The following is a 25,336-nucleotide window of genomic DNA, read 5'->3' as shown; positions in this document are numbered from 1 at the left end:
CTTTTTGATAGGTTATCTTTGAATTGAAATTAACTCTATGAAGAAGAAAATTATACGATATTCCCTTATCAGCTTTATCACTTTAGTAATTGGACTATTTACATTTATAGCTTCTATCAGTTTTTATGTCAGTTATAAGAGTACACCTTTTATTTTAGATAAAGAAAACCCTAATGTGACTTGCAAAACAGGCTTAGTATTGGGGACTAGTAAATATATGAGAAACGGTAACCCCAATCCGTTTTTTATAAATAGAATAAATGCAGCAACAGACTTATTAAGAAAGCATGATATAGAATTCATTATTGTGAGTGGAGACAATCGTACTTCCAAATACAATGAGCCAAAAGTTATGCGTATTGCATTGGAGCAAAAAGGTGTAAATAAAAAGAAAATTGTAATGGATTATGCTGGGCTAAGAACATTAGACTCGGTAGTTCGAGCAAATAAAATATTCCAACAGGATCGTTTTATTATTATTTCACAATTATTCCATGTAGAAAGAGCCGTATTTATAGCACGCTATCATGGAATTGAAGCGTTTGGCTATCCTGCTGATGATGTTCCTTTAGAAAAAAGTTATAGTATTCACTTTAGAGAATACTTTGCTAGGGTCAAGATGTTTTTAGATCTATATATCTTCAATACTCAACCAAGGTTCCTAGGTAAAAAAGAAATTATACAATAAGAAAAGCCTCAGCTTCTAAATAATGAAACTGAGGCTTTATATTTATGAACCAAATGCCATTGATTTTAACTCGAAGTTGAAACCTTGTGAAATTAGCTCATCATATTTTCCTTCTTCAAAAACATAATAGTAGGCTCCTTTTTTAGATACCCCTTTCTGTTTTTCATCTAATTTCTTTAATAAACCTGTTGCTAATATTTTCTTTCTGAAATTACGCTTATCGAATTGTTTCTGGTGAATCGCTTCATATAAAGATTGTAACTCAGGTAAAGTAAATTTCTCAGGTAATAATTCAAATCCAATGGGTTGGTATCTTGATTTTCTTCTCAATTTACCCCAAGACATTTGAATCATTGTCTCATGGTCAAACATTAACTTTGGTAATGCTGTAATTGGGAACCATTGAGCTTGATTTTTTTCTAAAGTCTCCTCGTCTTGAGATTCAACTTTAATTAAAGAGTAATATACTAAAGAAATAACTCGAGCTTCTGGGTCACGGTCTACTTCACCAAAAGTACTCAGTTGTTCCATAAAAATTCTATCTAAACCAGTCTGCTTCTTTAATACACGCTCAGCAGCATAATGCAATGATTCACCATAGTGTAGGAAACCTGTAGCTAAACCCCAAGCTCCTTTGTATGGATCTACTTTCCTTCGCGTAAGCAATACTTTTAATTCGCCTTTTTCGTATCCAAAAATGACACAATCTATGGCAAGTAATGGTTTATATGCGCTTTGATAATATTCGTTCATATTCTAAATCTTATAATTCAAGATTGGAATTTTGTAATTTTTCGTTTTTATATGCATAAAGATAACTAATAAATTAAGAATAAGTTATCTTTTTAAATCAATTATGATAATGAATTACAAATATAAAGTTTTCATTCAAAAAAGATAACAAAACACAAGAAAGTCATACATTAAAAAGGATAACCGATGATAATCTATTTATTTTTATTTACATTTATACTTTAGTTTCAATTTATTCCTAAAGATTATACTACGGACTTCAAAAATAACCTACTATGAGATATAAGGAATCACATTTTTTAATACGTTTCTTTGTTGTCATATTATTGCTTTTTTCAGCTCAAACTTCTATAGCAGATAATATCACAAAGAAAATTGATAATTTACTTAGAATTAGTCAGAAATACGCTGATGATGGTGAATACAAAAAGGCTTTAGAGTGGAATGAAAAGGCTGCTAGAAAAGCAAAAGGTAGAGATTCTGCAATTATAGAAATAATGGCACAAAGAGCCTACTTCCAACTTGCAATTTCTCAATTTGATGATTTTGAGGAATCTGTATCTGCAATGACTATTCTAGCGAAGAAAAGAAAAAATGCTACTTTTGGACAAGCTTATACATTATTACTAGCTAGTAAGTTATATATAGAATATTCTGATATCGTTACTGCTTCAAGGCTTTATAATGAAGCGATGACAATCATAGATGAAAATGAAAAAACAAAAAAATTCATTGATGCATCACTTGATTACAGAAAACTAAAGAATGAAGTTGTTGTTGGAATTTACATTGAAAGAGGACAATATGATTCTGCAGCTCTTATTATTCCTGATTTACAAAACCAAGCTTATGATTTTGCTACTAGTTCTACAAAGGATGTTTATTCAATAAGAAGTAACAGAATTGTCAATAAGAAGTTTACAAATCGTGAGCAAAATAGATTAAAAAGAGGGTATGCATATAGCCTTACTCTTGAAGGTAAACTTAACCGTCTAGTTGGAGACTACGAAAAGGCAGATTCTTTACTAATGACAAGTGAAGAATGGATCAAAAAGAATATCAGAGTAGATGATGAAAGTTACATCGTTAATTATCATGAAAGAACGCTGAATTATATTGAAAGCAAAATAGATCCGATCATTCCTAAAAAGATGTTAGAGAAAAACATCTACAGAGCAGAGAGAGTACTAGGAATCAGTCACAAGGTATTCTTCCAAATCCAAGAGGATATGGTTGATTATTATGCATGGCAACATTTCGTAAGTAAAGGAGATAAAACTCAATGGGAATATTCAACAAATACAATTCTCTATTTCGGTAGAAAAAACATTAATCGTTCAAAAGCTGATCGAGTAATTGCTAAGGATTATTATTTAAAAGGAAATTTTGACAAGACCTATAATGAAATAGAATACATCCTAAAAGACGGTTTTATACCTGAAAATCATAAAGAAAATATTCTATTAAAAGAGCTATTATATAAAACAGCTTTAGCGACTGAAAATCAAGAATTAGCAAAGAAAACACTATATGAATATATTGATGTAATCAAAAATACTATTGGAGAGAACTCATTATTATATAGCATATCAAAAGTAGAAGAAGCAACATTTTTGACTAAGTACACTAATCAGTTTGACAAGGCTGACAGCTTATATGTTACACATTTACCTATTGTTGAAGATCGATTAAATGCACATCATTATAAACGTTTAGAACTTGAACAAGATCGTGCTAATTATTTTGCATTAATGGGACAAACTGAAAAGGCCGCTACATTAAGTGCAAGTATAAAAGATGCTTACAAAGAGTATTATGGAGAGGATCACTTAGAATATGCTGCAGGTCTGCAAAGTACAGCAGCATTTGCTATGGATTTAGGAGATTATACTGAAGCTGACGCACAAATTCAAGAGTTACTTGAATTATATGAGAAACATTCTTACAGAAAAGGAACACAAAATTCTACTCATGCTCTTTCATTAGAAACTGCAGCTAGGTTTCAAGTTATTACAGGTCAATTTGATGAAGCAAATCATAATTTAGCTAAAGCAAATAGATTAACGAGAAAATCTCCAGGTACAGTCGCTTCTTCATCTTCTGCTGATGTTCATGCAAGTGTTTATCTACAAAAAGAATATTTTTCTCAAGCAGAAGATATCATTAAAAAATCTATAGAACACCGTAAGAAAATTTTTGGTGAAGAAAGTAGATTATTAATTGTACCATATACTCAACAAGCCAAACTTGCTTACATGCGAGGTGAGTATATTGAAGCTGACTCAATTGCTCAAAAGGCTTATTCTATTAGTATCGGTACTTTTGGAGAAGAAGCTAAACAATCTGTTGAGACTTTAGAAATTCAGTCGGAAATAGCAATGGCTATGGGTGACTTTGAAAAAGCACAAGAACTTACTCAAAAGGCTTTAATGATCTCTAAAAAGTTATTTGGAGAACGTCATATTGAGGTGGCTAAAGGTTATACTCAGCTTGCTTTGATTGATCTATATATGGGTTACAATCCTGAAGATGTCATGTATCTATTCAAAGATGCTGTTGATATTGTTGCTGTTCAATTAGGTAAAGATAACCCTGTTTTTGCATTAGCTCTTAAAAATTATGCTTTAGCAAAGATTGAAATTTCTGAATACAGTGAAGCAGAAGACCTTTTGTTTGAAGCTAATGATATATGGGTTGAAAAATTAGGTAATGATCATAATACAAATTCTGCAGAGATTAAACTTTTATTAGGTGATCTAGAAATGCGTCGAGGAAAGTTTGAAATTGCTCAAGAACATTATCAAAATGCTCAAAAAACATATGGTAAGTTATTCCACTCAGGTCATCCAATGTACATTAAAAGTACAATGAAAAGATCTCAAGCGTACTTCAGTTATAACAAATACAATAAATCAATTAAATATGCACGTAAGACTTTAAAAGAGCATAGTTATTTTATTGAGAAATATTTCCCTGTATTAAGTGCTAAAGAAAAATCTAAATATTGGCAATCAATCAAATCTGATTACGACTTCTATTATAACCTAGCCATTGCTTCTGGTAAGAATAAGTTAAAGTCAGACATGTATAATTTTGCCTTAGAAACAAAACCTTTATTGCTTAGTTCATCTGTAAAAGTAAGAGATCAGATTTTACAAAGTAATGACTCTATACTAATTAAAGAGTTCAACGAATGGATCGAAAAGAAAGAGACGCTAACGAAAGCATTTGCATTAACAACAGAACAACAGCTAGCAGAAGGTATCAATGTGAAAGCTTTAGAGAAAGATATTGTAACACTAGAGAAAGAATTATCTAAAAAATCTAGTGCCTTCTCTGAACAAAATGCTAAATCATTTAATTGGAAAGAAGTTCAAAAGAATCTAGCAGATGATGAAGTTGCTATTGAGATTATACGTTTTAATCAATTCGAAAATGTATTTACGGATACAGTGAATTATGCAGCTTTAATTATTACACCAAAGACACGAACTGCACCAATTGTAAAGATGATTCCTAATGGAAATCTATTAGAAACTGAAAACCTTGGTTTCTACAAATCAAATCTTATTTTTGGTTTCCCTGATGATGAATCTTACGAAGCGTTTTGGAAACCAATACATGATGAAATTGGCCCAGATAAAACTGTTTATTTCTCTGCCGATGGTGTATATAATCAAATCAACTTAGAATCAATTCCAGTAGATGTTGATAATGGAGATTATATTATCGATCACTCTCATATTGTATTGACGAGTACAACTTTAGATATCTTAGATGAAGGTGTTAGAAAGGATGACAATATGAATATCTCTTTATTTGGTAATCCTGTATTCTACAAAGATTTGAAACCAGAAGAATACAATGAATATACTGCTAGAGCAATTACTCAATTACCAGGTACATACAAAGAAGTTCAAGAGTTGGATAAATTATTATCTAGTGATGATCATACAAATGACCAAGTTTTCTTAAACAATGCAGCAACTGAAGATGCAGTTAAAGCATTAAAATCTCCTAGAGTATTCCACATTGCAACTCATGGTTTCTTCTTGGACGATATTGAGACGAACGAATCAAAATCTTTATTCAAACAAGAACAAGGAGTCAATCCATTACTAAGATCTGGTTTATTACTTACAAACGCAGGTGATTTAATGGAAAGTGACAATGTATATGCTTTCAATAAAGAAGAAGGTGTACTTACAGCTTACGAAGCGATGAACTTAAACTTTGACGAAACAGAGCTAGTTGTTCTTTCCGCTTGTGAAACAGGTAAGGGTGACAACAAAGTAGGTGAAGGAGTCTATGGTTTACAAAGAGCTTTCCTTGTAGCTGGAGCTGACAATATCATCATGAGTTTGTTTGAAGTTTCAGATGTTGCTACTCAGAAGTTAATGACATCATTTTATCACTTATGGCTAAAAGAAGGTTATGATAAAAGAGTTGCTTTCTCAATGGCGAAAAAGCATTTGAGAGAAGAATTCCCTGAACCAAAGTACTGGGGCGCTTTTATTATGATTGGAAAAATATAGACTATATCTTAACAATTATATATGCAAAAGAGTATTCCGGTATGGGGTACTCTTTTTTATTTCACGACTGTTTTAAATCCTACATTAATTTTAATTTTCGTTACTATTATTTACTTACATTATATATATGATAAAATTTCATTCAAATAATTTAAAAATTAAAAAATAACTCCTAGCTTTGACTAACAATAAAAATAAAGTTTATACTTTAATTCCAGTATGTAATGGCTTCACTAACAAAAAAAGAACTACAGAAGAAATACGATGATTATAAAGCTCAAGGATTAGCTTTAGATATGACAAGAGGTAAACCTGGTACTGAACAACTTGATTTATCATTACCAATGTTAGACCTTGTAACATCAAAGGACTACAAAACAGCTGCAGGTGCTGACACACGTAACTACGGTGGGTTAGATGGTATTCCTGAAATGAAAGCCATTTTCAAAGATTTCTTAGAAGTCTCTTCAACAGATGAAGTAATTACAGCAGGTAATTCATCACTTACTTTAATGCATGATACTATTGCAAGAGCAATGTCTCATGGATTCCCTGAAAGTAAAAAGCCTTGGAGTCAACAGACAAAGGTCAAGTTTTTATGTCCATCTCCAGGTTATGATAGACATTTTTCAGTTTGTGAGCACTTCGGTATTGAAATGATCACCGTACCTATGACTGAAAAAGGTCCTGACATGGATGTTGTTGAAAAACTTGTAGCAGAAGATAAATCTATTAAAGGTATTTGGGTAGTTCCTAAATATTCTAATCCTACAGGCTATACATGTTCTAAAAAAACAGTGAAGCGTTTAGCTAAAATGAAAACGGCTGCAAAAGATTTCCGTATCATGTGGGATAATGCTTACACTGTACATCACCTTTCTAAAGATCAAGATAAATTAGACAATATCTTAGAAGCTTGTAAAGAAGAAGGCACAGAAAACAGAGTATTAATTTATGGTTCATTCTCTAAAATCACTTTTGCTGGAGCAGCTGTTGCAGGAATGGGTGGTTCTGTAGATAATATGAATTGGATGAAGTCTCACTTATCTATGTCGACAATTGGTCCTGATAAAATCAACCAAGTAAGACATGCACGTTTCTTTAAAGATTTCAAAGGTGTTCAAAAACACATGAAGAAACACGCTGAGATTATCGCTCCAAAGTTTGATGCTGTTATTGAAATCTTAGAAAAAGACCTTGGAGGTAAAGATATTGCTTCTTGGACTACACCAAAAGGCGGTTACTTTATTTCTCTTGATGTTCCTAAAGGATGTGCTAAAAAAGTAGTTCAATTAGCTGCTGAAGCAGGTGTAAAACTTACTGCAGCAGGGGCAACTTTCCCTTATAAAAATGATCCTAAGGATAAAAATATTCGTATTGCTCCTACTCTACCATCTATGGGTGAGATTAAATTGGCAATGAGAGTATTAACTGTTTGTGTTCAATTAGCTGCTGCTTCTAAGTAAGCACGATACTAAAATACAAAGGGCTATCTCGAAAGAGACAGCCCTTTTTTATTTACAAAACTTCATCTAAAAGTTTAATATATTCTTTGAAGTCATTTTCAATTTGTGGATCTTTCATTACATCATAAAAATGATAAGTGGCTAATTTTTCCAACCCAATAAATGAGTTCATTTTGTGAAAGCCATACATTGGACCGTTATCAACACTTGTTTGTTCAAATAACTCACCTTCTAATTCAAAAGCTTCTCTAGGTGCATTCCAAGAAGTTGTTAGAATATACTTCTTACCTTGAAGTAATCCACCTCTACCATAATTTAACTTAGGTGCCTTACTTGTCCTTCCATCTGATGCATACAACCTTTCATGTCCATTGGTAAGAACATCATCTAAGTATTTTTTAAAACCATGAGGAATTGAAAACCACCAAATTGGCGTATGGTAAATAATGATATCTGCCCATTCAAACTTTTTAATTTCCTCTTCAATATTATAGTTCTCATCTACGGAAGTTGATTTTACTTCAAATTCATCTTTATCACTAAAATAATCAACTGATAAATTAGTTAGTGATTTGTTTAGACTACCGCCTGAATGCATAAATTGCTGAGCTCCATTGATTACTAAAATCTTCTTCATAGATGTATATTTTTACCATTTATTGTAAGATTTTTAAACGGAATTCATGATTTGTTGTTTCAACAAATATTCATGTTTTAGGTTTATTAAGAAGCCTTCATTTGTTAATCTTCTGATAAGTATTCATTTATCATTTTGAATTGATATTTTTGCAACTTATTCCCCACTCTATTTAGTAGTATATCATTGATTCATGTCTAAAGTAAATATCATTTTCAATTCTTTTTTAAAGAAATTGAAGACACTTTTAAGTAATACAATTCATTTCCTTTTAAAGAATAAGAAAAAAGTATTTTTATTAATTCTTTTAAGCTTTTTAGGAGGAGTTGCCTTTTTATTGATGTTCTTATCTGGAACTTTTGGTACTTCTTATTCAGATGAAGAGTTATTAAGTTTTGAGAATGAAACTGCATCCATTGTTTTTGCTGATAATAATGAGGTAATAGGAAAATTCTTCGCAAAAAATAGAACAAATGCATCCTATGAAGAGCTACCGTCTCACCTTGTATACGCCCTAGTCGCTACAGAAGATACTCGTTTTTTTGAACATGATGGTGTCGATTCAAGAAGTGTATTAAGAGTTTTATTTAAAAGTATTTTACTTGGAGACAAAAGTAGTGGTGGAGGTAGTACAATTACCCAACAGTTAGCAAAAAACATGTATGGGCGTAAAAACTATGGTCCATTATCCATGCTTTTTAATAAATCAAATGAAATAAAAATTGCTCAACAAATTGAACGTTTATATTCTAAAGAAGAAATTCTAAGAATGTATTTGAATACTGTTCCTTTTGGAGAAGATTTATATGGAATTGAAACAGCTTCAGAGCGCTTTTTTAATAAGAAAGTCAATCAACTTAAAATAGAAGAAGCTGCTGTTTTAATTGGAATGTTAAAGGCGAATACATTTTACAACCCAAGACTGAATCCTGAAAACGCATTTACTAGGAGAAATACAGTAATGTATCAAATGATGAAATATGACTACATTACGGAAACGGAATACGATTCACTAAAGAAGATTCCTTTAAAACTAGATTATGCAAATATCCAAAATGATGGTATTGCCGACTATTTTTTAGTTCCTGTACAACAAAGAGCAAAAAAGATCATTAAGGAATATAATCAGCAAAATAGAACTAATTACGATATCGAAAAAGATGGTTTAAGGGTTTATACTTCACTAAATCCCGAGTTACAAAATAATGCATTGTATGCTTTTAAAAAGCATTTGAGTACCATGCAAAAGTTATTAGACCAACAGTATCAAAACGGGAAAAGCAAACAAGAACTTAACCAATTAATTAGTAAAGCATTCGATAGATTAAATAGGAAAGAAGAAAAGAAAAATAGAGAATACTTTACTTGGGATGGTATGCAAACTGCAAACTTATCCTTAAGAGATAGTATAGAGAAAGAACTTCTTCTTTTACATGCTGGATTTTTAGCTCTTAACCCTCATGATGGTTTTGTAAAGGCATGGGTAGGCGGTATTGATTTTCAATCACACCCTTATGACCAAGTGACTGCCAAAAGACAATTAGCCTCAACTTTTAAACCTATTTTATACGCAACTGCAATTGAAGATGGAGCATCCCCTTGTAAGTATCTAAAAAATGAAATAGATGAAGAAGACGAAGAAGGATGGAAACCTGAGAATTATTCCAAAACTTCTGGAGGTATGTATTCTCTAGCTGCAGCATTAGCAAAATCATTAAATATCCCTACCGTTAATTTATACAACTCTTTAAGATTTAGTAAGCTTGAAGAATTTTGGGAACTACTCGGTTTTAGTTCTGAACTTCAAGATTTTCCATCAACAGCTTTAGGAACTGTTGATGCAAGTATTTATGAATTAGCTATCGCTTATTCGGCATTTGCGAATGGTGGTTATAAAGTTGAACCAAAATTTATTTCAAAAATCACTACCTCAACAGGGAAAGTATTATATGAAGCTCAAATGGATGCACCTGTAATGGTTATGAAGACTGAAACATCTTTATTGATGTCTAGTATTCTTCAGAAAGCTGTAAGAGAAGGTACAGGTGTTGCATTAGGTAGTCAATATGGAATAAGAATTCCTTTAGGAGGAAAAACTGGAACTTCTCAAGATTATGGTGACGCATGGTTTGCTGCTATTAATCCTAATTTGGTAATGGTGACACGTGTTGGAGCTTCATCCAATAGAGTTCATTTTAATACAGGTGCCTATGGAAGTGGTAGTCGATTAGCCTTACCTATAACTGGTATCACCTTACAAAAAACACAGGCCAACAGCACATTAACAAGGACACTTTTCACAGACTTCCCTACTCTACCTCGAGATTTGGAAAATGAAATGAACTGTCCTGATTTCAAGGAAGGTACTGATGTAGAGATGTTCTTTGACAATATCTTCAAAAAGAAGACAAAAGAAGAAAAAGCAGAACGAAAATCTAAACGTCAACAGCGTAGAGAAGAAAGACGAAAAAGAAGAAATAGAAACTAAAAAAAGAGCTCAATCTGCAATTTGCAATTGAGCTCTTTATTAATGTTGTAATTAAAATTCTTAAGTGTATTGTGTGTGTTAATTATAGTCTAGTACCTTGTTGTTCCTTCATAAGCATCTGATTTTCCATTAGGGTACACATTACCTCTAAAGTTTAATTCAGCTGCACTGAAGTCCCCTTCAACACTTGAGTTTGCCCAATTTCCCTCTCCATCTAATTCAATACTAACATCAGCCATTAATGTTGGTCCTTGAACATGAAAAGATACTGTCAAACGGTCATGTTTTTCATCCTTTTTTATCTTATAGTTAGAGATATTACCATCAACTGTAATACCACCAACACCATTGAAACCTATCAATTGAGGAAAAGCCAATTGAACCACAGCACGATCTCCACTTACTTGAACAAAGTTTAGATCGGATTGAACATTGACAACTGCACCTCTTCTATCGTAAGCTTGGGTAGCTTCTAAAGTAAATTCTTTAGATAACATACCAGACATCGCTTGATCATGTTGTTCTTGTTCTTCTGCTTTACGTTCTTCTTTTTTCTTTTCTTTTTCGGCTTTTTTCTCAGACTTTTTTTGTGCCTTCTGTTCTACTTTAGCATCATCTTGTGTGATAGAATCTTGAGCTTGCGCAGAGTTTAAGCATAATGTCATTGTCATGATAAGTACAAATACTGAATAGATTTTAGTTATTTTTTTCATTGTAAATTGTTTTTTGTTTGGTTAGTAAAACGCTTGAATTTGAATTATAAATTTCATAATCTGATTAAGTTCTAATAAATTATGCTTAATATTGTTTGAAGCAATTAACCATAAACACCGTCTACTAACTAACTGCATTATACATATATACATAGTGCAAATCAGTAGTGAAATAATACAATATATATCTACCTAAGAATTAAAAAGAGTTCTATTCTCTTAAGAAAACAAACATTATGAATCAGTATAATTTTAAAGATATTTGCCACAAAGTTGTAAAGCTAACCGAAGAAGTAGGTCGTTTTATAGTAAATGAAAGACAAAATTTTGATGATAGTAAGATTGAATACAAGGGGTTGAATGACCTAGTTTCTTATGTAGATAAAACTGCTGAAGAGATGATTGTAAAAGGTCTTTCTCATATCATGCCAGAAGCAGGTTTCATTGGTGAAGAAGGAACAAATAGAAGTTCTAATAATGGATTAAAATGGATAATAGATCCTTTAGATGGAACGACGAACTTTATTCACGGCATTCCAATATTCTCTATTAGTATTGCCCTTGTAGGTGAGGATGATTATTGCTTGGGCGTTGTTAGAGAAGTGAATCTAGATGAATGTTTTTATGCTTGGAAAGATGGAGGTGCACATTTAAATGGATTCCCTATAAAAGTTTCAAAGCAAACGGTCTTAAAAAATGGATTAATAGCTACTGGGTTCCCTTATTATGACTTTGAGAAAATGCCTCAGTATATGAATATTTTAATGGGAATGATGGAAGGATGTCATGGCTTAAGAAGATTAGGTTCGGCCGCTGTTGACCTTGCTTACGTTGCCTGTGGAAGGTTAGAGGGATTTTTTGAATATAACCTTAATGCTTGGGATGTTGCAGCAGGTGCTGTTATAGTTAAGGAAGCTGGAGGTGTTGTCTCAACTTTTTCTAATCAAAACTCCTATATTGAAGATAGAGAGATCATTGCAGCTACTCCTGGTATTCATAAAGAAATGCAAGAAACGATATACAAAAAATGGAATAGTTAGACTATTCCATTTTTTATTCTTCAGTATATGATGTGGTATCCCCCTTTGTAGAAAAAAGATACACATCGTCACTTGTGAGTTGATCAAAATAAGTTGACTGCAACTCTAATTTATATTCTGTTACAGAATCAAGTTCTGTAAATAGAAAGCTTTGTAAAAGTGCACTTGATTGCACTCTAATATCATCGTAAGAAATGTTACCTTCTTCTATTGCTGTTTTTTCTTCTTTTTTAGAAAATTTATAATGCAAACTATAAAAAGATCTATCATTCTTTTTCCAACCCACAATTCTAACGTCAATCGCCAATTGAGTTAAAGAGTCTTCAACTTCACCTTCAAATGCATCATGATAAACATAGTCCACTGGATCTAGTAACAGATGATCATCATCATTTCCCTCAAAACTACATGATGTGAATAAAAATATCCCCATCAATGTACTCAATAAATATATACTCTTCATTCTTGATAATTCCATTGTCAGTAATAGGACAATTCAAGCCTATTCATGGACAATAATAGGGCGATTTTTTCTTAAAATAAAAAAAGAGGCACCTTATGGTACCTCTTTCTTATGAATTAATACAATTGATTAATTTACTTCAAGCATTAAAGCTGATGTACCTTCAATAGAAATAACACCTGAACTGATATCGATAGTTTCACCAGTGATGATATTTTTTACTGATTTAGCTCCATCTAACATTTCAAAGAAGAGATCTAATTTCACTTCCGTTGTAGTTGTATTTTTGTTAAAGATTGACATCACTTTTGTCTTATTATCGAATCTAAACATTACATAGATCTCTTCTTTCGGATAATAATGAACAAGCTTACCATCTTGTAAAGCTGTTGTATTAGCTCTATAGTGCGTCAATGTTTTGATAAAGTTCATGGCATCTTTTTGTTGGTCATTTAAACCTTCACCCTTAAATGCATTGACTTTATCTCCTTCCCATCCACCAGGCATATCGATTCTTAATCCACCATGATCACCAGGGTTTTCTGGGTATGACATTGTGATCTCTGTACCATAATACACTTGAGGAATACCTCTCAATGTATATAAGTAGATCATAGCCATTTTGTATAAATCATAATTTTGATTCACCTGATCATAGATACGTGCCATATCATGATTATCCATGAAAGTCACTAAATTAAATGGTTCAGGATATAAGAAGTCATTAGCTAACATTTCGTATGACTCTCCAAAACTATCTGCCCATTTTTCTTCTTTTTTATTTAAAGAGTGAACAAAAGCTTCTTGGTTAGGAAAGTCCATCATTGAAGGCATGTAACTCTTGAAACCGTCTTTATTGTGTTGACCTCTTTGCCATCTAGCAACGATAGCTGGGTTTACAGACCATTCTTCACCTACAATGTTAAAGTTAGGATATTCTGTCATGATACTCTTAGACCAATCACTCATAAAATTAGGGTCAGGGTATGAGAATGTATCTTGACGGATTCCCTGTAATCCTGCATATTCAATCCACCAAATTGAATTTTGGATTAAATATTTTGCAAGAAGAGGATTTTGTTGGTTTAAATCTGGCATTCTATGTACAAACCATCCATCACTAAATGCTTTTCTTTCTGCTGGAGTTGAATAAGGATCAGCTAGTGAGAATCTATTATGATTCGTGTAAGGCTTCTCTTCCATTTCAGCATAATGATACCAATCTTTTGTTGGAAGGTCTTCAGACCACCAGTGATACAAACCTGCATGGTTCTCTACTTGATCCATAATAATTTTAATACCTCTCTTATTCGCTTCTTCAACTAATCTCACATAATCCTCATTAGAACCATAACGAGCATCTACTTTATAGTAGTTCGTAATAGCGTAACCATGATAAGAGTATTCTTTTTGATTACTTTCTAAAACTGGACAGATCCAAACCGAAGTAAATCCTAATCCTTTGATATAATCAAGATTATCAATAATACCCTGTAAATCACCACCATGACGCTTACCATTATTTGTACGATCAGTATCTTCATACATACCTTCTACATGGTCGTTTTCTGGAATACTGTTCGCAAATCTATCAGGAGTAATCAAGTACATGATATCCTTGTTTGAAAAACCTTCTCTTTGTGCAGAGTTTTCTTTTCTTGCTTTTAACTCATAATCATAGGTAAAAACTACTTTTCCTTTTCTTTTAAAAGTGATCGGAAAAGTGCCAGCTTTTACATTATTACTCAATGTTAGGTTCAAGAATAAATAATTAGGGCTCTCCACTCTGATTATTTGTTCTAGTGTTACTCCTTCGTAAGTAATTTCTGGAGTTAAGTCGGTAATATTTTCACCATGAATAAGTACTTGAAGCTCTGGATTCACCATACCTGCCCACCAAAAGGCAGGTTCTACATGGTCAATTACAACTTTACTTTTTGCTAAAGATGGTTGTAAAAATAGAACTCCAATGATAAGAGAAAATAAAATTTGTCTCATTTTCATATTTAATTATTGTTTTAAATAAGATAAAACTTGTAAGTATGTCTTGAATACTTGGGTAAGAAATCGTTATTTATTTATTATCACCTAACAATTTAGGCATTTTCTTCTTCTTTTTTTCTTTTCGCTGCCTCTACTTTTTCATTCATTTCTCTTTTAATTTTAATAAGTGTTTTAAACTTAATAAAAGAACCAATGATAAAAAGGAAAAAGGCACCTACTAACATAGAGTATTTGACAACATCATCTTCTTTGTATACTGTTAAAGATAAGATGACCATGATAATGCCAACTAAAGTAAATAGATATCCATGCATAGTATAAAAATTATAGGGTATTAGTCAAAAATTGTTTAAAACGGTGTAAATACCATCTGTCCCTAGAGGATGTTTCTAGAAAGCCAACATGCCCTCCATATTTAGGAACCTCCAAATATAACTGATCATTACCCATAGCTTCACTATATGGATAACATTCATTAGATAAAAAGGGGTCATCTGCAGCATTTAAGATCAAAGTTGGTACTTTAATCTGATGTAAAAATTGTTTTGAGCTACATTTTGTCCAATAATCCTCTGCATCTTGGTATCCATGAACTGGTGCAGTATAAAGGTCATCAAACTCTACAAAAGTCTTTGCTTTGTCAATTAAGATGATTTTCCCTGAATATGGATCTTCTCTTTTTATTTTTTCGATAGCCTTCTTTTTTAAAGAGACTAAAAAGTTATTTAAGTAAATCCAATTCTTCTTTTGTTGTAATGCTTTTGCAGATGTATTAAGATGTACAGGCACAGAAACTGCAATTCCTGCTTTTATTTTAGGATGAATTTCAGCTCCTTTTTCTCCTAAATATTTTAAGGTAATATTACCACCTAAACTAAAACCTACAACGAAAATATTTCGGTATTGACCTCCTATTTCGTCTAATAAAAATTCTAATTCCTCTGTCCTACCGCTGTGGTATGATGTCTTTTTCAAATTAGGTTCACCGCTACAGCTTTTATGATTGACAGCCCAAATATCCCAAATCTTTGAAAAGTAATCGGAAATTTCTAGCATATAAGCAGAACTTGAAGAACCTTCCAATCCATGTAATAAGATTAATGCTGTATCAGACTCAGAAAGCAAAGTATCTACATCAAAAAAGTCACCATCTGATGTATGAAATCTCTTCCTACTATATTTCGGTGTTTTCAACTTCTTTACCCTATTTGCATATATAGTATTTACATGTGGGTTTCTAAAAAAGAAATTCGGATTATAGTTCGATTCTAAAACTGGCATATTATAATGTTTTAATCATCCAAATTGAACATCCATGATGTAAAGTATTACCAATTGGTTTTTCTAAGTCTTTAAAACCTACTTTGTAATATAAGTTTACTCCACTTGATAATTGAGGCATTGTCTCAAGGTAACAAGATTTAAACCCTGCCTCTTTAGCAAATGTCAGACACTTTTCAATTAATTGTCTTCCATATCCCTTCCCTCTCACCTCTTTAGATAAATATAGCTTTTGTAATTCACAGATAGACGGGTCTTGATCATAAAAACTATTTATACCTCCACCACCAACAACTACATTATTCTCCTCAATGATAAAATAACGACTATGTGTTGTGTTATATACTTCACTTAAAGAAAATAATTCTTTATCAAAATAGGCTGTACCAGGCAAATTAGCTTTATGTTCTTCAAGTACATTTTGAATTAAATTACCTATTGGGATATTATCTGATGGAAGTATCGTTCTAATCTTCATGTTTATTTTTTTTGCAAATTTATAGGATTAAGGCAAAAAAAAAAGGTTAGTCATAATAACTAACCTTTCTTTGATGATCTGATTCAATTTAACCTTTTGTCAATTCTAAAGTTTGACTTTCAAATTGTAAGTTTTCATCCAAATCTCTAAATGAAATAACAATTTCCTTTTGATCATTAACTGATTCTAAAGTCAATTGAGCATCATTGTACTTGTTTTTAAACTCCCCTGTTTCGAAAACAGTTGGATTTGCTGCATTTGTAACAGCTAGTTTATACACTTCATGGACATCTTGATTGAATAATTCAACCAAAGTGTAATTGTCAGTAAATTTTACTGACACATTCATAGGTACATTTGACGAATTTGGAGATTTTAGTTTCGATTTGTACCAAACTCCTTTTTCACACCCTACTTCTAAACTTTTAGAAGTACAAGATTCAAAAATGACAGCAAAAAAAGCTAGACATAAAATGAAGCTAGAAAATAGTGTTTGCTTGTTAGTAATTTTCATTGTGATGAGTAATTTAACGTATACTAAGTAAAGTTGCTTTTATTGTTTATGAAAGTAAAAATAACTAAAAATATTACTATTTACTACCATACGAATAAATGTTCACCGTATTTTAACATTCTAATTGATGAATTGTTTAAAATTCACAAGGCACTAAATGAATGTATTCTTAATTGTGACTAACAATATGTATCTATAATCGATATGTAAACATCTATCAACAAGATATAACAAGGTTTAAAGAAACCAACTAACTCTCTGATATTTAGTTTAGTAAGATAGAAACACTTTAAACCTAATTACAACAATGAAAAATCTCTTTTACATCCTTACAATTGTTAGTTTATCAATCACTAACATTACTTTTGCTTCAAACCATGACAACGGAAAAGATAAAGGCAAAAAGAAGGATAAAAACAAAATCGAATCAGTTAATAAAAATGTCAACTACGATTCAAGTTATCCTCCGAAAGTTAAAACAGCACCATTCTTAAAAGGTGTTGCAGGAACAAAATCTTTAGAGTTAATCAAAAGTGGAGGTTCATATATGTTAGTTGATAGAAATTCTGATGATATTCTTTATGAAAGCCTTAAAGAAGGTAAAGATTATGTTAGAGTTTATACTGATCAAGCTGATAATAACAAAGTTTGTGTTATTTGGTCTGCTGATAAAGTAGATAAAAAAACGAAAGAAATCCAATGGAAGTTATATTCTTATAAGGAATATCCAGATTTAGGCTGGAGACCTGTAGATAATATGCTTACTTCTGTAAAATCATATAAATAAGGAAGAAGGAGTTATTCAAATTTGATGAATAGCTCCTTTTTTGTGTATAAATGTTTTGTAAAACAAACTCAAAACTCACTTTTTAAAGAGTGAGTTTTTTTGTTTCAACAATATAAAGATGAAATCTTATGAATTGTATTTCCTAAAAAATGTGAGAAACCAATTCCAAAATAAGTTCCAAAAGGTACCCAATGTTACAATTCATTAAAAGAATGATACGGATTTTCTTAAATGAAAATAAACAAGTTGTAACAAAGTATAAACAACTCAACTAACTTCCTGAAAATCGGTTTAGTAAGGTATACAAAAAAACAAACCTATTTTATATAACAATGAAAATCTCATACATTATAGCATTACTCGCATTAGTAATAAACTTCTCAGCTTTCGCTAATGGTGGCGGTGACGGTAAAAAGTCAAAAAAGAAATCAAAAGAAGATACGGAATATGTTTCAAAAGAGGTAAACTATGATTCTAGTTACCCTCCAAAAGTTAAAACAGCACCATTCTTAAAAGGTGTAGCTGCAACAGCTTCATTAGAGTTAATTAAAAGTGGTGGATCATTCCTTTTAGTAGATAGAGATACAGATGATATTTTATTCGAAAAATTAAAAGAAGGAAGAGATTACGTAAGAATATATACAGACGTAGCAGATAATAACAAAGTTTGTGTAATCTGGAGTGTTGAAAAAGTAGACAAGAAAACAAAAGAAATTCAATGGAAACTTTATTCATATAAGCACTACCCTGACTTAGGTTGGAGACCAGTAGATAACATGCTTACTTCTGTAAAGTCATATAAATAATAGAAAAGGCGTCAAATTTATAAAATTTGACGCCTTTTTTGGCAACAACGTTTCCTTAGTTTTACCTTATTTTAGAATTCAGCACTCTTAGGAGCTCTTGGGAAAGGTATTACGTCACGGATGTTACCCATACCTGAAACGAATAATACGATTCTTTCAAATCCTAAACCAAATCCTGAGTGGGGAGCAGTACCGAATTTACGTAGCTCTAAGTACCACCAAAGCTCTTCTTGAGGAACTCCCATTTCATTCATTCTAGTTAGAAGCTTATCATAAGACTCTTCTCTTTGAGAACCTCCAATGATTTCACCGATACCAGGGAATAAAACGTCCATTGCTCTTACTGTTTTTCCATCATCATTTTGTTTCATGTAGAATGATTTGATGTCTTTAGGGTAATCAGTAAGAATAACTGGCTTTTTGAATTCCTTCTCTACAAGATATCTTTCATGCTCAGATTGTAAATCAATACCCCAATCAACAGGATATTTAAATTTCTTCTTTTTGTAAGCTTTAGATCTTTTCAATACTTCGATTGCTTCCGTATACGTCAAACGCTCGAAGTCATTTTCAGACACAAACTTCAACCTTTCTAAAAGACCTAGTTCTGATCTTTCATTTTGAGGTTTTGTTTTTTGCTCTTGTGCATATCTTTGGTCTAAGAACTTCAAATCATCTGGACATTGTTCCATAGCATAATCGATTAAGAACTTAATCATTTCTTCTGCTAAGTCCATGTTATCGTCCAAGTCATAGAATGCCATCTCTGGTTCAATCATCCAGAATTCAGCTAAGTGACGAGAAGTATTTGAGTTTTCTGCACGGAATGTAGGCCCAAATGTATAAACCTCACCCATTGACATTGCTCCTACTTCAGCCTCTAACTGACCTGATACTGATAAGTTTACTGCCTTACCAAAGAAATCTTCTTTGAAATCGATTTCTCCTTCCTCTGTTAAAGGAGGATTTTTAAGATCAAAGTTAGTTACTTTGAACATTTCACCAGCACCTTCAGCATCAGAACCTGTAATGATTGGCGTATGCATATAAAGGAATCCTTTTTCATTAAAGAATTTATGGATACCATAAGCCAATGCATGTCTCACTCTATAAACAGCACTCATTGTTTGTGTACGAGGACGTAAGTGAGCCTTCTCTCTTAAGAACTCTAATGAGTGTTTTTTAGGTTGTAATGGATACTCTTCAGGATCTGCATCACCTAAAATTTCTATATTTTCAGCAAGGATTTCGATTCTTTGACCTTTTCCTTGAGATTCTACTACTTCACCGTCGATTGAAACTGCAGCACTAGTAGTTAATCTTTTTAGTAGATCTTCGTCAGTATTTTCAAAATCTACCACTGCTTGCAAATTATTGATAGTAGAACCATCATTCAATGCGATAAAACGATTGCTTCTAAATGTTCTAATCCATCCTTTTACAGTTACTTTGGCACCAACTTCACCGTGGGCCAGCAAGTCTTTAATCTTTGTTCTTTTCACTTGCGTGGTAGTTTAAATGTTTAAAATAAAAAAGACATACATAGGGTATGTCGGTAATTGCTCACAAATATATAAAGTTTCACTTATTATTTATGCCCTATTACAACGTTTTAAAGAATAAAATAGTCTTTTAAGTTGATTTTAAGAGATTTCTAATGTAGTACTTTAAATTAACAAAGCTTAATAAGGGAAATACTGCATTCATCAAAAAAAATAAGTAACATAGCAATTATCAGAAAGATCTCTTCATATCTAATACTAATTACGAATAACAACTATTACTAATGAGAAAAAAAGCATTAATCGGTGGTGTATCCGGTGTCACATTAATTATGCTGTCCTACCTATTCTTCTTTAATGAATCATCAGAAGAAGTATTATTTACAAAAGCAAGGTTTGATGATTTGTATATCAATGTTTCCACAACGGGAGAATTAGAAGCAAAAAGCTTCGTGGAAGTTAGAGGACCAATGCAAATGGGACAGGCAGGTATTTGGGAAGTAAGCATTAATAAATTAATTCCTGAAGGTTCTGTAGTCAAGAAAGGTGAATTAGTCGCTCAGTTAGACCCTTCTCAATTATCAGATAAACTGACGCAAAGACAAACTGACCTTACAAAAGCTGAGTCACAATGGGAACAAACTAAATTGGATACTGCACTTCAACTTAGTCAAGAAAGAGATAAAATTATTAATCTTGAATTTACAGTTGAAGAGAAAAAAATTGCATTAAAACAGTCTGCTTTTGAACCCCCTGCCACTATAAAACAAGCTGAAATTGAAGTTATCAAAGCTGAACGTGATTTAAAGCAAACAAGAAAAAATTACGATGTAAAACAACAACAACTGAGTGCAAAGATGAGGGAAACCTCTGCAACACTTAGTCAAGCACAAAGGAAAGTAAAGTTCTTACAAGATTTATCTCAAGATTTCACAATACTCGCTCCTGAAGATGGAATGTTGATTTATGCTAAAGATTATTCTGGAAAAAAGAAAAAAGAAGGCTCAACTATTCGTGGTTGGGACCCTGTGGTCGCGACTTTACCAGATCTTTCGGTTATGATTTCTAAGACTTATGTGAATGAAGTAGATATTCGAAAAATTAAAAAAGATCAAATTGTAAAAATTGGTCTTGATGCTTTTCCTGATAAAGCTTTAACGGGTAAAGTGACAAGTGTTGCCAATGTTGGAGAGCAAAAACCAAATTCAGATGCAAAAGTTTTTGAAGTAATCATCATCGTTAATGAAGAAGACTATACTTTACGCCCTGCAATGACGACTTCTAATATTATTCAAACCAACTTTATTGAAAACACATTATTGGTTCCTTTAGAAGCTATTCATACACAAGGTGATTCCATCAATTATGTGTACTACAAATCTTCAACTGGATTTGAAAAGAAAGAAGTTGTCACTGGTGAAATGAATGATAAAGATATCGAAATCAAAGAAGGACTTTCACCCGACGACATTGTTGCACTATCGACACCTGAAAACATCTCTGAGGAGATTACATTATTAAACTAAAGCAATGGATAGAATTTTAATTAATCTGTCTATCGCTTTTGAGGCAATTCTTGCAAATACAATCAGATCTTTCTTAACAGCATTAGGAATCATCTTTGGTGTGAGTGCAGTAATTGCCATGTTAGCCGTAGGCCAAGGAGCTCAGCAAGAAATCCTTGATCAAATGAAGTTAGTGGGTGTAAATAATATCGTCATTACTCCAATAGTGGAGCAAACAGAAGAACGAATAGCTCAAGGTAATGATGATGACAATAAATTTTCTCCAGGTCTAACTATACTGGATCTTGCCAATATTAAACATACCATTCCTAATATTCAAAAGATTAGTCCCGAGATAGAATTTGAAACATTCTTGATTAAAAATGGTATTCGAAGATCAACAAAATTAATTGGCGTAGAGAATGCATATTTTGAAATATATAATCATACTCTATCGGATGGTAATTTATTTTCGAAATCAAATTTCAAGTTTGGTCAAGCTGTATGTATTATTGGTAGAGGTATTCAAACTCGTTTTTTCCCTAAAGAAGACCCTATCGGAAAACGTATTAAATGTGGTGGGCAATGGCTTACCGTTATTGGAGTATTAAAAGAAAGAAATACATCTTCTAAGAGTTTAGAAAAGTTAGGGATCCGTAATGCCAATCTTGATGTTTATATCCCTATCAATACAATGCTTATTCGCTATCAAGATAGATCAAAAGTTACAGCTACAGATATTAAAATAGCTTCTCAAAATCAAGCTAGGAACAGAAATAATGATGCTGAAAAGAAAGTAGTGAACTATCATCAATTGGATAAGGTGGTCATTCAAATGGAAGAAAGTAATCAATTGGGGTTAGCTTCTGAAGTGTTACAAAGAATGCTAGCTAGAAGACATTTTGATAAAATTGATTTCGAAATCTCAATCCCTGAAATGTTGTTGCAACAGCAAAGAAGAACGAAAGACATTTTCAATATCGTATTAGGTGCGATTGCTTCTATATCACTAATTGTGGGAGGTATTGGTATTATGAATATTATGCTTGCCTCTGTTTTGGAACGTATTAAAGAAATTGGTTTACGAATTTCATTAGGTGCTAAAAAGAAGGATATCATTTTCCAGTTTTTATCCGAAGCTGTATTAATCAGTCTATCTGGCGGAACTATCGGGGTTATATTGGGAATTATGTTAGCTTATTTGATCTCTAATATTGCTGATATCCCAACAATTGTATCTTTTTCATCTGTATTAATTTCTTTTGGTGTATCAACATCAATCGGAGTTATTTTTGGAATTTCTCCAGCAAGAAAAGCAGCAAATCAAGATCCTATTGAATCTCTTCGATACGAATAAACAAACTATTACTTCAAAATGAACTACAAGAAACTTTTTATATATCTATCATTTTTCTTGAGTGCTCCTTTGTATGCTCAAGAAGTAATGACTTTGGATCAAGTAATCCGAATAGCTAAAGGGGAATCCTTATCTTCTCAACAAGCTGAAAACAGAAAAGAAAATTTCTATTGGCAATACAAACAATTTAAGTCCAACTTCCTCCCTCAGTTAGTTTTAGATGGTTACCTTCCTGATTTCAACCGTTCCATCTCTCCTATTACTCAACCTGATGGATCTACCGAATTTAGAGGAGTTAGTATGTCAACTTCTGAATTAAATTTAGCATTACAGCAAAATATTGGTTTTACAGGCGGTACTATATATATGGGGTCGAGTCTTCAAAGAATTGATAATTTTGAAGGATTAAATGAAGGTGTCAGTTATGCAGGTCAACCCTTTATGATTGGTTTTAATCAACCTCTTTTTACATTCAATCCATACAAATTTGACAAAGTCATTCAACCTTTGATTTATGAAGAATCTCAAAAGAAATATTCAGAAGAATTAGAACAAGTCGGATATGATGCCACACAGTTTTATTTTGATCTTCTATTAGCTCAGATCAATAAAAAAGTAGCTGAAACCAACCTTGCAAACAATGATACCATTTTTAAAATTGGTCAAGGAAGATATAATCTTGGTAAGATCGCTGAGAATGAATTACTTCAATTGGAATTAAGTGTGATTACGGCTGAGCGTAATTTACAATCTGCCAATTTAGAAATGGAACAAGCAACTTTAAACTTGTATACTTTTCTGGGTTTAACTTCCAATGAACAACAAGTGCAGTTATCCCTACCTGCTGAAATTCCTGATATTACAATTAGTTCTGATGTTGCAGTGGCGCAAGCCAAACTAAACCGACAGCAATATATCAGCTTTCATCGTCGAAAACTAGAAGCAGAACGAGCCGTTGCAAAAGCAAAAGGTGATGTTGGTTTACAAGTTAACCTTAGTGGTCGATTTGGTCTAACACAACAATCAAATATACCTAGTGGAGTGTATCAAGATCCTAATGAACAACAGCAATTTAGGCTTGGTTTTAATATTCCATTAGTCGATTGGGGACGAAGAAAATCTGCAGTAGAAACTGCTTTATCCAATCAAAAATTAGAAGAAAGTACAATTGCATTACAAGAACAGCGATTTACACAAGAGATTTACATGTTGGCTCGTCAAATTCCGATTATTCGTAAAAGGGTTCTATCTACAGAAAGAGCAAAAGTCGTTTCTGAAAAGAGTTATGAGATTGCTCGTCAACGCTACCTAGTTGGTAAAATAAGTGTAACAGATTTAAACATCACATTACGAGATAAGGATAGTGCAACAAAAGAGTATATGGCTTCATTGAAAGAATATTGGTTATCCTTCTATCGATTGAGAGTTTTCACTTTATATGATTTTCAAAAGAATGAAAAGATAGGCAGTTATTAAAATTGGTCTATGAATTGATATATAAAGAACAAATAAATAATGATTCTTTAAATCGTAGAAATGATGAAAAATTCTCACATTATCATCTTAGCAATAAGTGCATTTATTTTTTCTTGTTCATCAGAAAATAAACAAACTGAACATACTGAGGAAGTAACTATAGAGGTTGAAGATCTTAGCAAAGTAGATTCAAAAGCTTTATACATAGAAATTGATTCTCTTAAAAAAGAAGCTTTCGCATCTGAACAAGCAAAGATTGCAGCTGCAGAAGATGTTTTGAAATATATCAAAACTTCAAAAGTGAAAGGAAATTCAGAAAAAAAGGAAGCTGCTGAAGTTGCCATTGCTAACGCAAAAACAAAAGTGTATACTGATGCTAATTTTAATAATAATGATTATTTGATGCAATATGATCAAGCAATCAATGAAATGATTTTTGCACTTAGAGATTATGTAGAAACATTAGATAATCTTGATGTTCAAGAAGAAGTACAAGACTCAATTAAAGAAATTTCTGACGCAAGCGGTAGAGATACCTTTACAAGAGGATATTATAATAATGCTGTCAAAAAATGGAATAAAATGATAGCAAAACATAAAGAAAAATTACAAAAAGAAAATCCTAATACTGATATCGTTGAAATGGATTATTTCTATGGAGAATCTCCTTTGTAAATCTTTTCAATTGGGAGTGTAATCTGAACGCTGTCTCGTTTTAATTCAGAGTTTAATTTCTTTCTCAGTTCATAATAAAGTTTCTTTTTTCAAGAAGAACAACTTTTATGATACATTTTAAAAGTGATATTTCATTTTTGACAAGGGTGACGACGAAGGAGTCAATTT

The 25,336-nt window shown here is 32.1% G+C and carries 21 protein-coding genes; 11 read left to right on the top strand and 10 right to left on the bottom strand.

The genetic code is table 11. From position 1 onward, the window contains the following. Positions 1 to 37: 37 nt before the first annotated feature. On the top strand, positions 38 to 688 hold the full coding sequence (locus ACXAHM_RS23520) for a SanA/YdcF family protein (RefSeq protein ID WP_474965765.1): 651 nt from the start codon (positions 38 to 40) through the stop codon (positions 686 to 688). Positions 689 to 730: 42 nt separating this feature from the next. Here the strand turns inward: ACXAHM_RS23520 and ACXAHM_RS23515 are convergent, their stop codons facing one another. Then, positions 731 to 1,441: an NUDIX hydrolase gene (locus ACXAHM_RS23515; RefSeq protein WP_169654440.1), complete on the bottom strand. Its 711-nt coding sequence runs from the start codon at positions 1,439 to 1,441 to the stop codon at positions 731 to 733. 275 nt (positions 1,442 to 1,716) lie between these two features. Here ACXAHM_RS23515 and ACXAHM_RS23510 point away from each other — a divergent pair, with 275 nt between their 5' ends. Both ACXAHM_RS23510 and ACXAHM_RS23505 read left to right on the top strand, forming a co-directional pair. Continuing rightward, a complete protein-coding gene (locus ACXAHM_RS23510; RefSeq protein ID WP_474965762.1) occupies positions 1,717 to 5,976 on the top strand; it encodes a CHAT domain-containing protein in 4,260 nt (1,419 codons plus the stop codon). Between the two features lie 224 nt (positions 5,977 to 6,200). Then, positions 6,201 to 7,442, top strand: coding sequence for an aspartate aminotransferase type Ic (locus tag ACXAHM_RS23505; RefSeq protein WP_474965758.1), 1,242 nt, complete (start codon positions 6,201 to 6,203; stop codon positions 7,440 to 7,442). 52 nt (positions 7,443 to 7,494) lie between these two features. Here the strand turns inward: ACXAHM_RS23505 and ACXAHM_RS23500 are convergent, their stop codons facing one another. Continuing rightward, a complete protein-coding gene (locus ACXAHM_RS23500) occupies positions 7,495 to 8,079 on the bottom strand; it encodes an NAD(P)H-dependent oxidoreductase (RefSeq protein ID WP_474965754.1) in 585 nt (194 codons plus the stop codon). Between the two features lie 235 nt (positions 8,080 to 8,314). On the opposite strand from ACXAHM_RS23500, the gene ACXAHM_RS23495 reads away from it, so the two are divergent. Further along, a complete protein-coding gene (locus ACXAHM_RS23495; protein WP_474965750.1) occupies positions 8,315 to 10,567 on the top strand; it encodes a transglycosylase domain-containing protein in 2,253 nt (750 codons plus the stop codon). Positions 10,568 to 10,656: 89 nt separating this feature from the next. On the opposite strand, the gene ACXAHM_RS23490 is transcribed toward ACXAHM_RS23495, so the two are convergent. Continuing rightward, the gene (locus ACXAHM_RS23490; RefSeq protein WP_474965746.1) at positions 10,657 to 11,280 is read right to left on the bottom strand and encodes a DUF4251 domain-containing protein; all 624 of its coding nucleotides are present in this window, start codon (positions 11,278 to 11,280) and stop codon (positions 10,657 to 10,659) included. A 236-nt stretch (positions 11,281 to 11,516) separates the two neighbouring features. Here ACXAHM_RS23490 and ACXAHM_RS23485 point away from each other — a divergent pair, with 236 nt between their 5' ends. Beyond that, the gene (locus tag ACXAHM_RS23485; protein WP_474965742.1) at positions 11,517 to 12,320 is read left to right on the top strand and encodes an inositol monophosphatase family protein; all 804 of its coding nucleotides are present in this window, start codon (positions 11,517 to 11,519) and stop codon (positions 12,318 to 12,320) included. Between the two features lie 13 nt (positions 12,321 to 12,333). Here the strand turns inward: ACXAHM_RS23485 and ACXAHM_RS23480 are convergent, their stop codons facing one another. The 6 genes from ACXAHM_RS23480 to ACXAHM_RS23455 all read right to left on the bottom strand — a co-directional run bounded on the left by ACXAHM_RS23480 (position 12,334) and on the right by ACXAHM_RS23455 (position 17,060). After that, entirely contained in the window at positions 12,334 to 12,783 is a 450-nt protein-coding gene (locus ACXAHM_RS23480) for a hypothetical protein (RefSeq protein WP_474965738.1), read from the bottom strand. Between the two features lie 129 nt (positions 12,784 to 12,912). After that, entirely contained in the window at positions 12,913 to 14,781 is a 1,869-nt protein-coding gene (locus ACXAHM_RS23475; RefSeq protein ID WP_474965734.1) for a glycoside hydrolase family 13 protein, read from the bottom strand. 98 nt (positions 14,782 to 14,879) lie between these two features. Continuing rightward, positions 14,880 to 15,101 carry a hypothetical protein gene (locus ACXAHM_RS23470; RefSeq protein WP_474965732.1) on the bottom strand — a complete coding sequence of 74 codons (222 nt, stop codon included), beginning with the start codon at positions 15,099 to 15,101 and terminating at the stop codon, positions 14,880 to 14,882. 10 nt (positions 15,102 to 15,111) lie between these two features. Beyond that, a complete protein-coding gene (locus ACXAHM_RS23465; RefSeq protein ID WP_474965729.1) occupies positions 15,112 to 16,068 on the bottom strand; it encodes a YheT family hydrolase in 957 nt (318 codons plus the stop codon). 1 nt (position 16,069) lies between these two features. Next, complete coding sequence (locus ACXAHM_RS23460; protein ID WP_474965725.1) at positions 16,070 to 16,546, bottom strand: GNAT family N-acetyltransferase; 477 nt, start codon at positions 16,544 to 16,546, stop codon at positions 16,070 to 16,072. An 88-nt stretch (positions 16,547 to 16,634) separates the two neighbouring features. Beyond that, positions 16,635 to 17,060, bottom strand: a complete 426-nt coding sequence (locus ACXAHM_RS23455) for a hypothetical protein (RefSeq protein WP_474965722.1) — start codon at positions 17,058 to 17,060, stop codon at positions 16,635 to 16,637. A 307-nt stretch (positions 17,061 to 17,367) separates the two neighbouring features. Here ACXAHM_RS23455 and ACXAHM_RS23450 point away from each other — a divergent pair, with 307 nt between their 5' ends. Both ACXAHM_RS23450 and ACXAHM_RS23445 read left to right on the top strand, forming a co-directional pair. Continuing rightward, entirely contained in the window at positions 17,368 to 17,847 is a 480-nt protein-coding gene (locus tag ACXAHM_RS23450; protein WP_474965718.1) for a hypothetical protein, read from the top strand. A 332-nt stretch (positions 17,848 to 18,179) separates the two neighbouring features. After that, on the top strand, positions 18,180 to 18,653 hold the full coding sequence (locus tag ACXAHM_RS23445; protein ID WP_474965714.1) for a hypothetical protein: 474 nt from the start codon (positions 18,180 to 18,182) through the stop codon (positions 18,651 to 18,653). Between the two features lie 71 nt (positions 18,654 to 18,724). Here ACXAHM_RS23445 and asnS read toward each other — a convergent pair whose 3' ends face one another. Beyond that, on the bottom strand, positions 18,725 to 20,155 hold the full coding sequence (asnS, locus tag ACXAHM_RS23440; RefSeq protein ID WP_474965712.1) for an asparagine--tRNA ligase: 1,431 nt from the start codon (positions 20,153 to 20,155) through the stop codon (positions 18,725 to 18,727). A 284-nt stretch (positions 20,156 to 20,439) separates the two neighbouring features. Here asnS and ACXAHM_RS23435 point away from each other — a divergent pair, with 284 nt between their 5' ends. From ACXAHM_RS23435 to ACXAHM_RS23420, 4 genes are read left to right on the top strand one after another with little or no spacing between them, the layout of a single operon-like run. Then, positions 20,440 to 21,681, top strand: coding sequence for an efflux RND transporter periplasmic adaptor subunit (locus ACXAHM_RS23435; RefSeq protein ID WP_474965709.1), 1,242 nt, complete (start codon positions 20,440 to 20,442; stop codon positions 21,679 to 21,681). A 4-nt stretch (positions 21,682 to 21,685) separates the two neighbouring features. Then, a complete protein-coding gene (locus ACXAHM_RS23430) occupies positions 21,686 to 23,017 on the top strand; it encodes an ABC transporter permease (RefSeq protein WP_474965706.1) in 1,332 nt (443 codons plus the stop codon). Between the two features lie 18 nt (positions 23,018 to 23,035). After that, complete coding sequence (locus ACXAHM_RS23425) at positions 23,036 to 24,493, top strand: TolC family protein (protein WP_474965704.1); 1,458 nt, start codon at positions 23,036 to 23,038, stop codon at positions 24,491 to 24,493. Positions 24,494 to 24,553: 60 nt separating this feature from the next. Next, the gene (locus ACXAHM_RS23420) at positions 24,554 to 25,168 is read left to right on the top strand and encodes a hypothetical protein (protein WP_474965702.1); all 615 of its coding nucleotides are present in this window, start codon (positions 24,554 to 24,556) and stop codon (positions 25,166 to 25,168) included. Positions 25,169 to 25,336: the final 168 nt, after the last annotated feature.

The sequence above is a fragment of the Flammeovirga sp. AWQ4_249 genome, assembly GCF_056161045.1.
This window is presented reverse-complemented; position numbering and strand designations above follow the sequence as displayed.

Coding starts and splice junctions, on each gene's coding strand:
- ACXAHM_RS23470 (WP_474965732.1), bottom strand. CDS start 15,101: ATGCATGGATATCTATTTACTTTAGTTGGCATTATCATGGTCATCTTA.
- ACXAHM_RS23430 (WP_474965706.1), top strand. CDS start 21,686: ATGGATAGAATTTTAATTAATCTGTCTATCGCTTTTGAGGCAATTCTT.
- ACXAHM_RS23450 (WP_474965718.1), top strand. CDS start 17,368: ATGAAAAATCTCTTTTACATCCTTACAATTGTTAGTTTATCAATCACT.
- ACXAHM_RS23505 (WP_474965758.1), top strand. CDS start 6,201: ATGGCTTCACTAACAAAAAAAGAACTACAGAAGAAATACGATGATTAT.
- ACXAHM_RS23445 (WP_474965714.1), top strand. CDS start 18,180: ATGAAAATCTCATACATTATAGCATTACTCGCATTAGTAATAAACTTC.
- ACXAHM_RS23520 (WP_474965765.1), top strand. CDS start 38: ATGAAGAAGAAAATTATACGATATTCCCTTATCAGCTTTATCACTTTA.
- ACXAHM_RS23490 (WP_474965746.1), bottom strand. CDS start 11,280: ATGAAAAAAATAACTAAAATCTATTCAGTATTTGTACTTATCATGACA.
- ACXAHM_RS23455 (WP_474965722.1), bottom strand. CDS start 17,060: ATGAAAATTACTAACAAGCAAACACTATTTTCTAGCTTCATTTTATGT.
- ACXAHM_RS23500 (WP_474965754.1), bottom strand. CDS start 8,079: ATGAAGAAGATTTTAGTAATCAATGGAGCTCAGCAATTTATGCATTCA.
- ACXAHM_RS23475 (WP_474965734.1), bottom strand. CDS start 14,781: ATGAGACAAATTTTATTTTCTCTTATCATTGGAGTTCTATTTTTACAA.
- ACXAHM_RS23485 (WP_474965742.1), top strand. CDS start 11,517: ATGAATCAGTATAATTTTAAAGATATTTGCCACAAAGTTGTAAAGCTA.
- ACXAHM_RS23510 (WP_474965762.1), top strand. CDS start 1,717: ATGAGATATAAGGAATCACATTTTTTAATACGTTTCTTTGTTGTCATA.
- ACXAHM_RS23420 (WP_474965702.1), top strand. CDS start 24,554: ATGATGAAAAATTCTCACATTATCATCTTAGCAATAAGTGCATTTATT.
- ACXAHM_RS23435 (WP_474965709.1), top strand. CDS start 20,440: ATGAGAAAAAAAGCATTAATCGGTGGTGTATCCGGTGTCACATTAATT.
- ACXAHM_RS23480 (WP_474965738.1), bottom strand. CDS start 12,783: ATGAAGAGTATATATTTATTGAGTACATTGATGGGGATATTTTTATTC.
- ACXAHM_RS23465 (WP_474965729.1), bottom strand. CDS start 16,068: ATGCCAGTTTTAGAATCGAACTATAATCCGAATTTCTTTTTTAGAAAC.
- ACXAHM_RS23460 (WP_474965725.1), bottom strand. CDS start 16,546: ATGAAGATTAGAACGATACTTCCATCAGATAATATCCCAATAGGTAAT.
- ACXAHM_RS23515 (WP_169654440.1), bottom strand. CDS start 1,441: ATGAACGAATATTATCAAAGCGCATATAAACCATTACTTGCCATAGAT.
- ACXAHM_RS23425 (WP_474965704.1), top strand. CDS start 23,036: ATGAACTACAAGAAACTTTTTATATATCTATCATTTTTCTTGAGTGCT.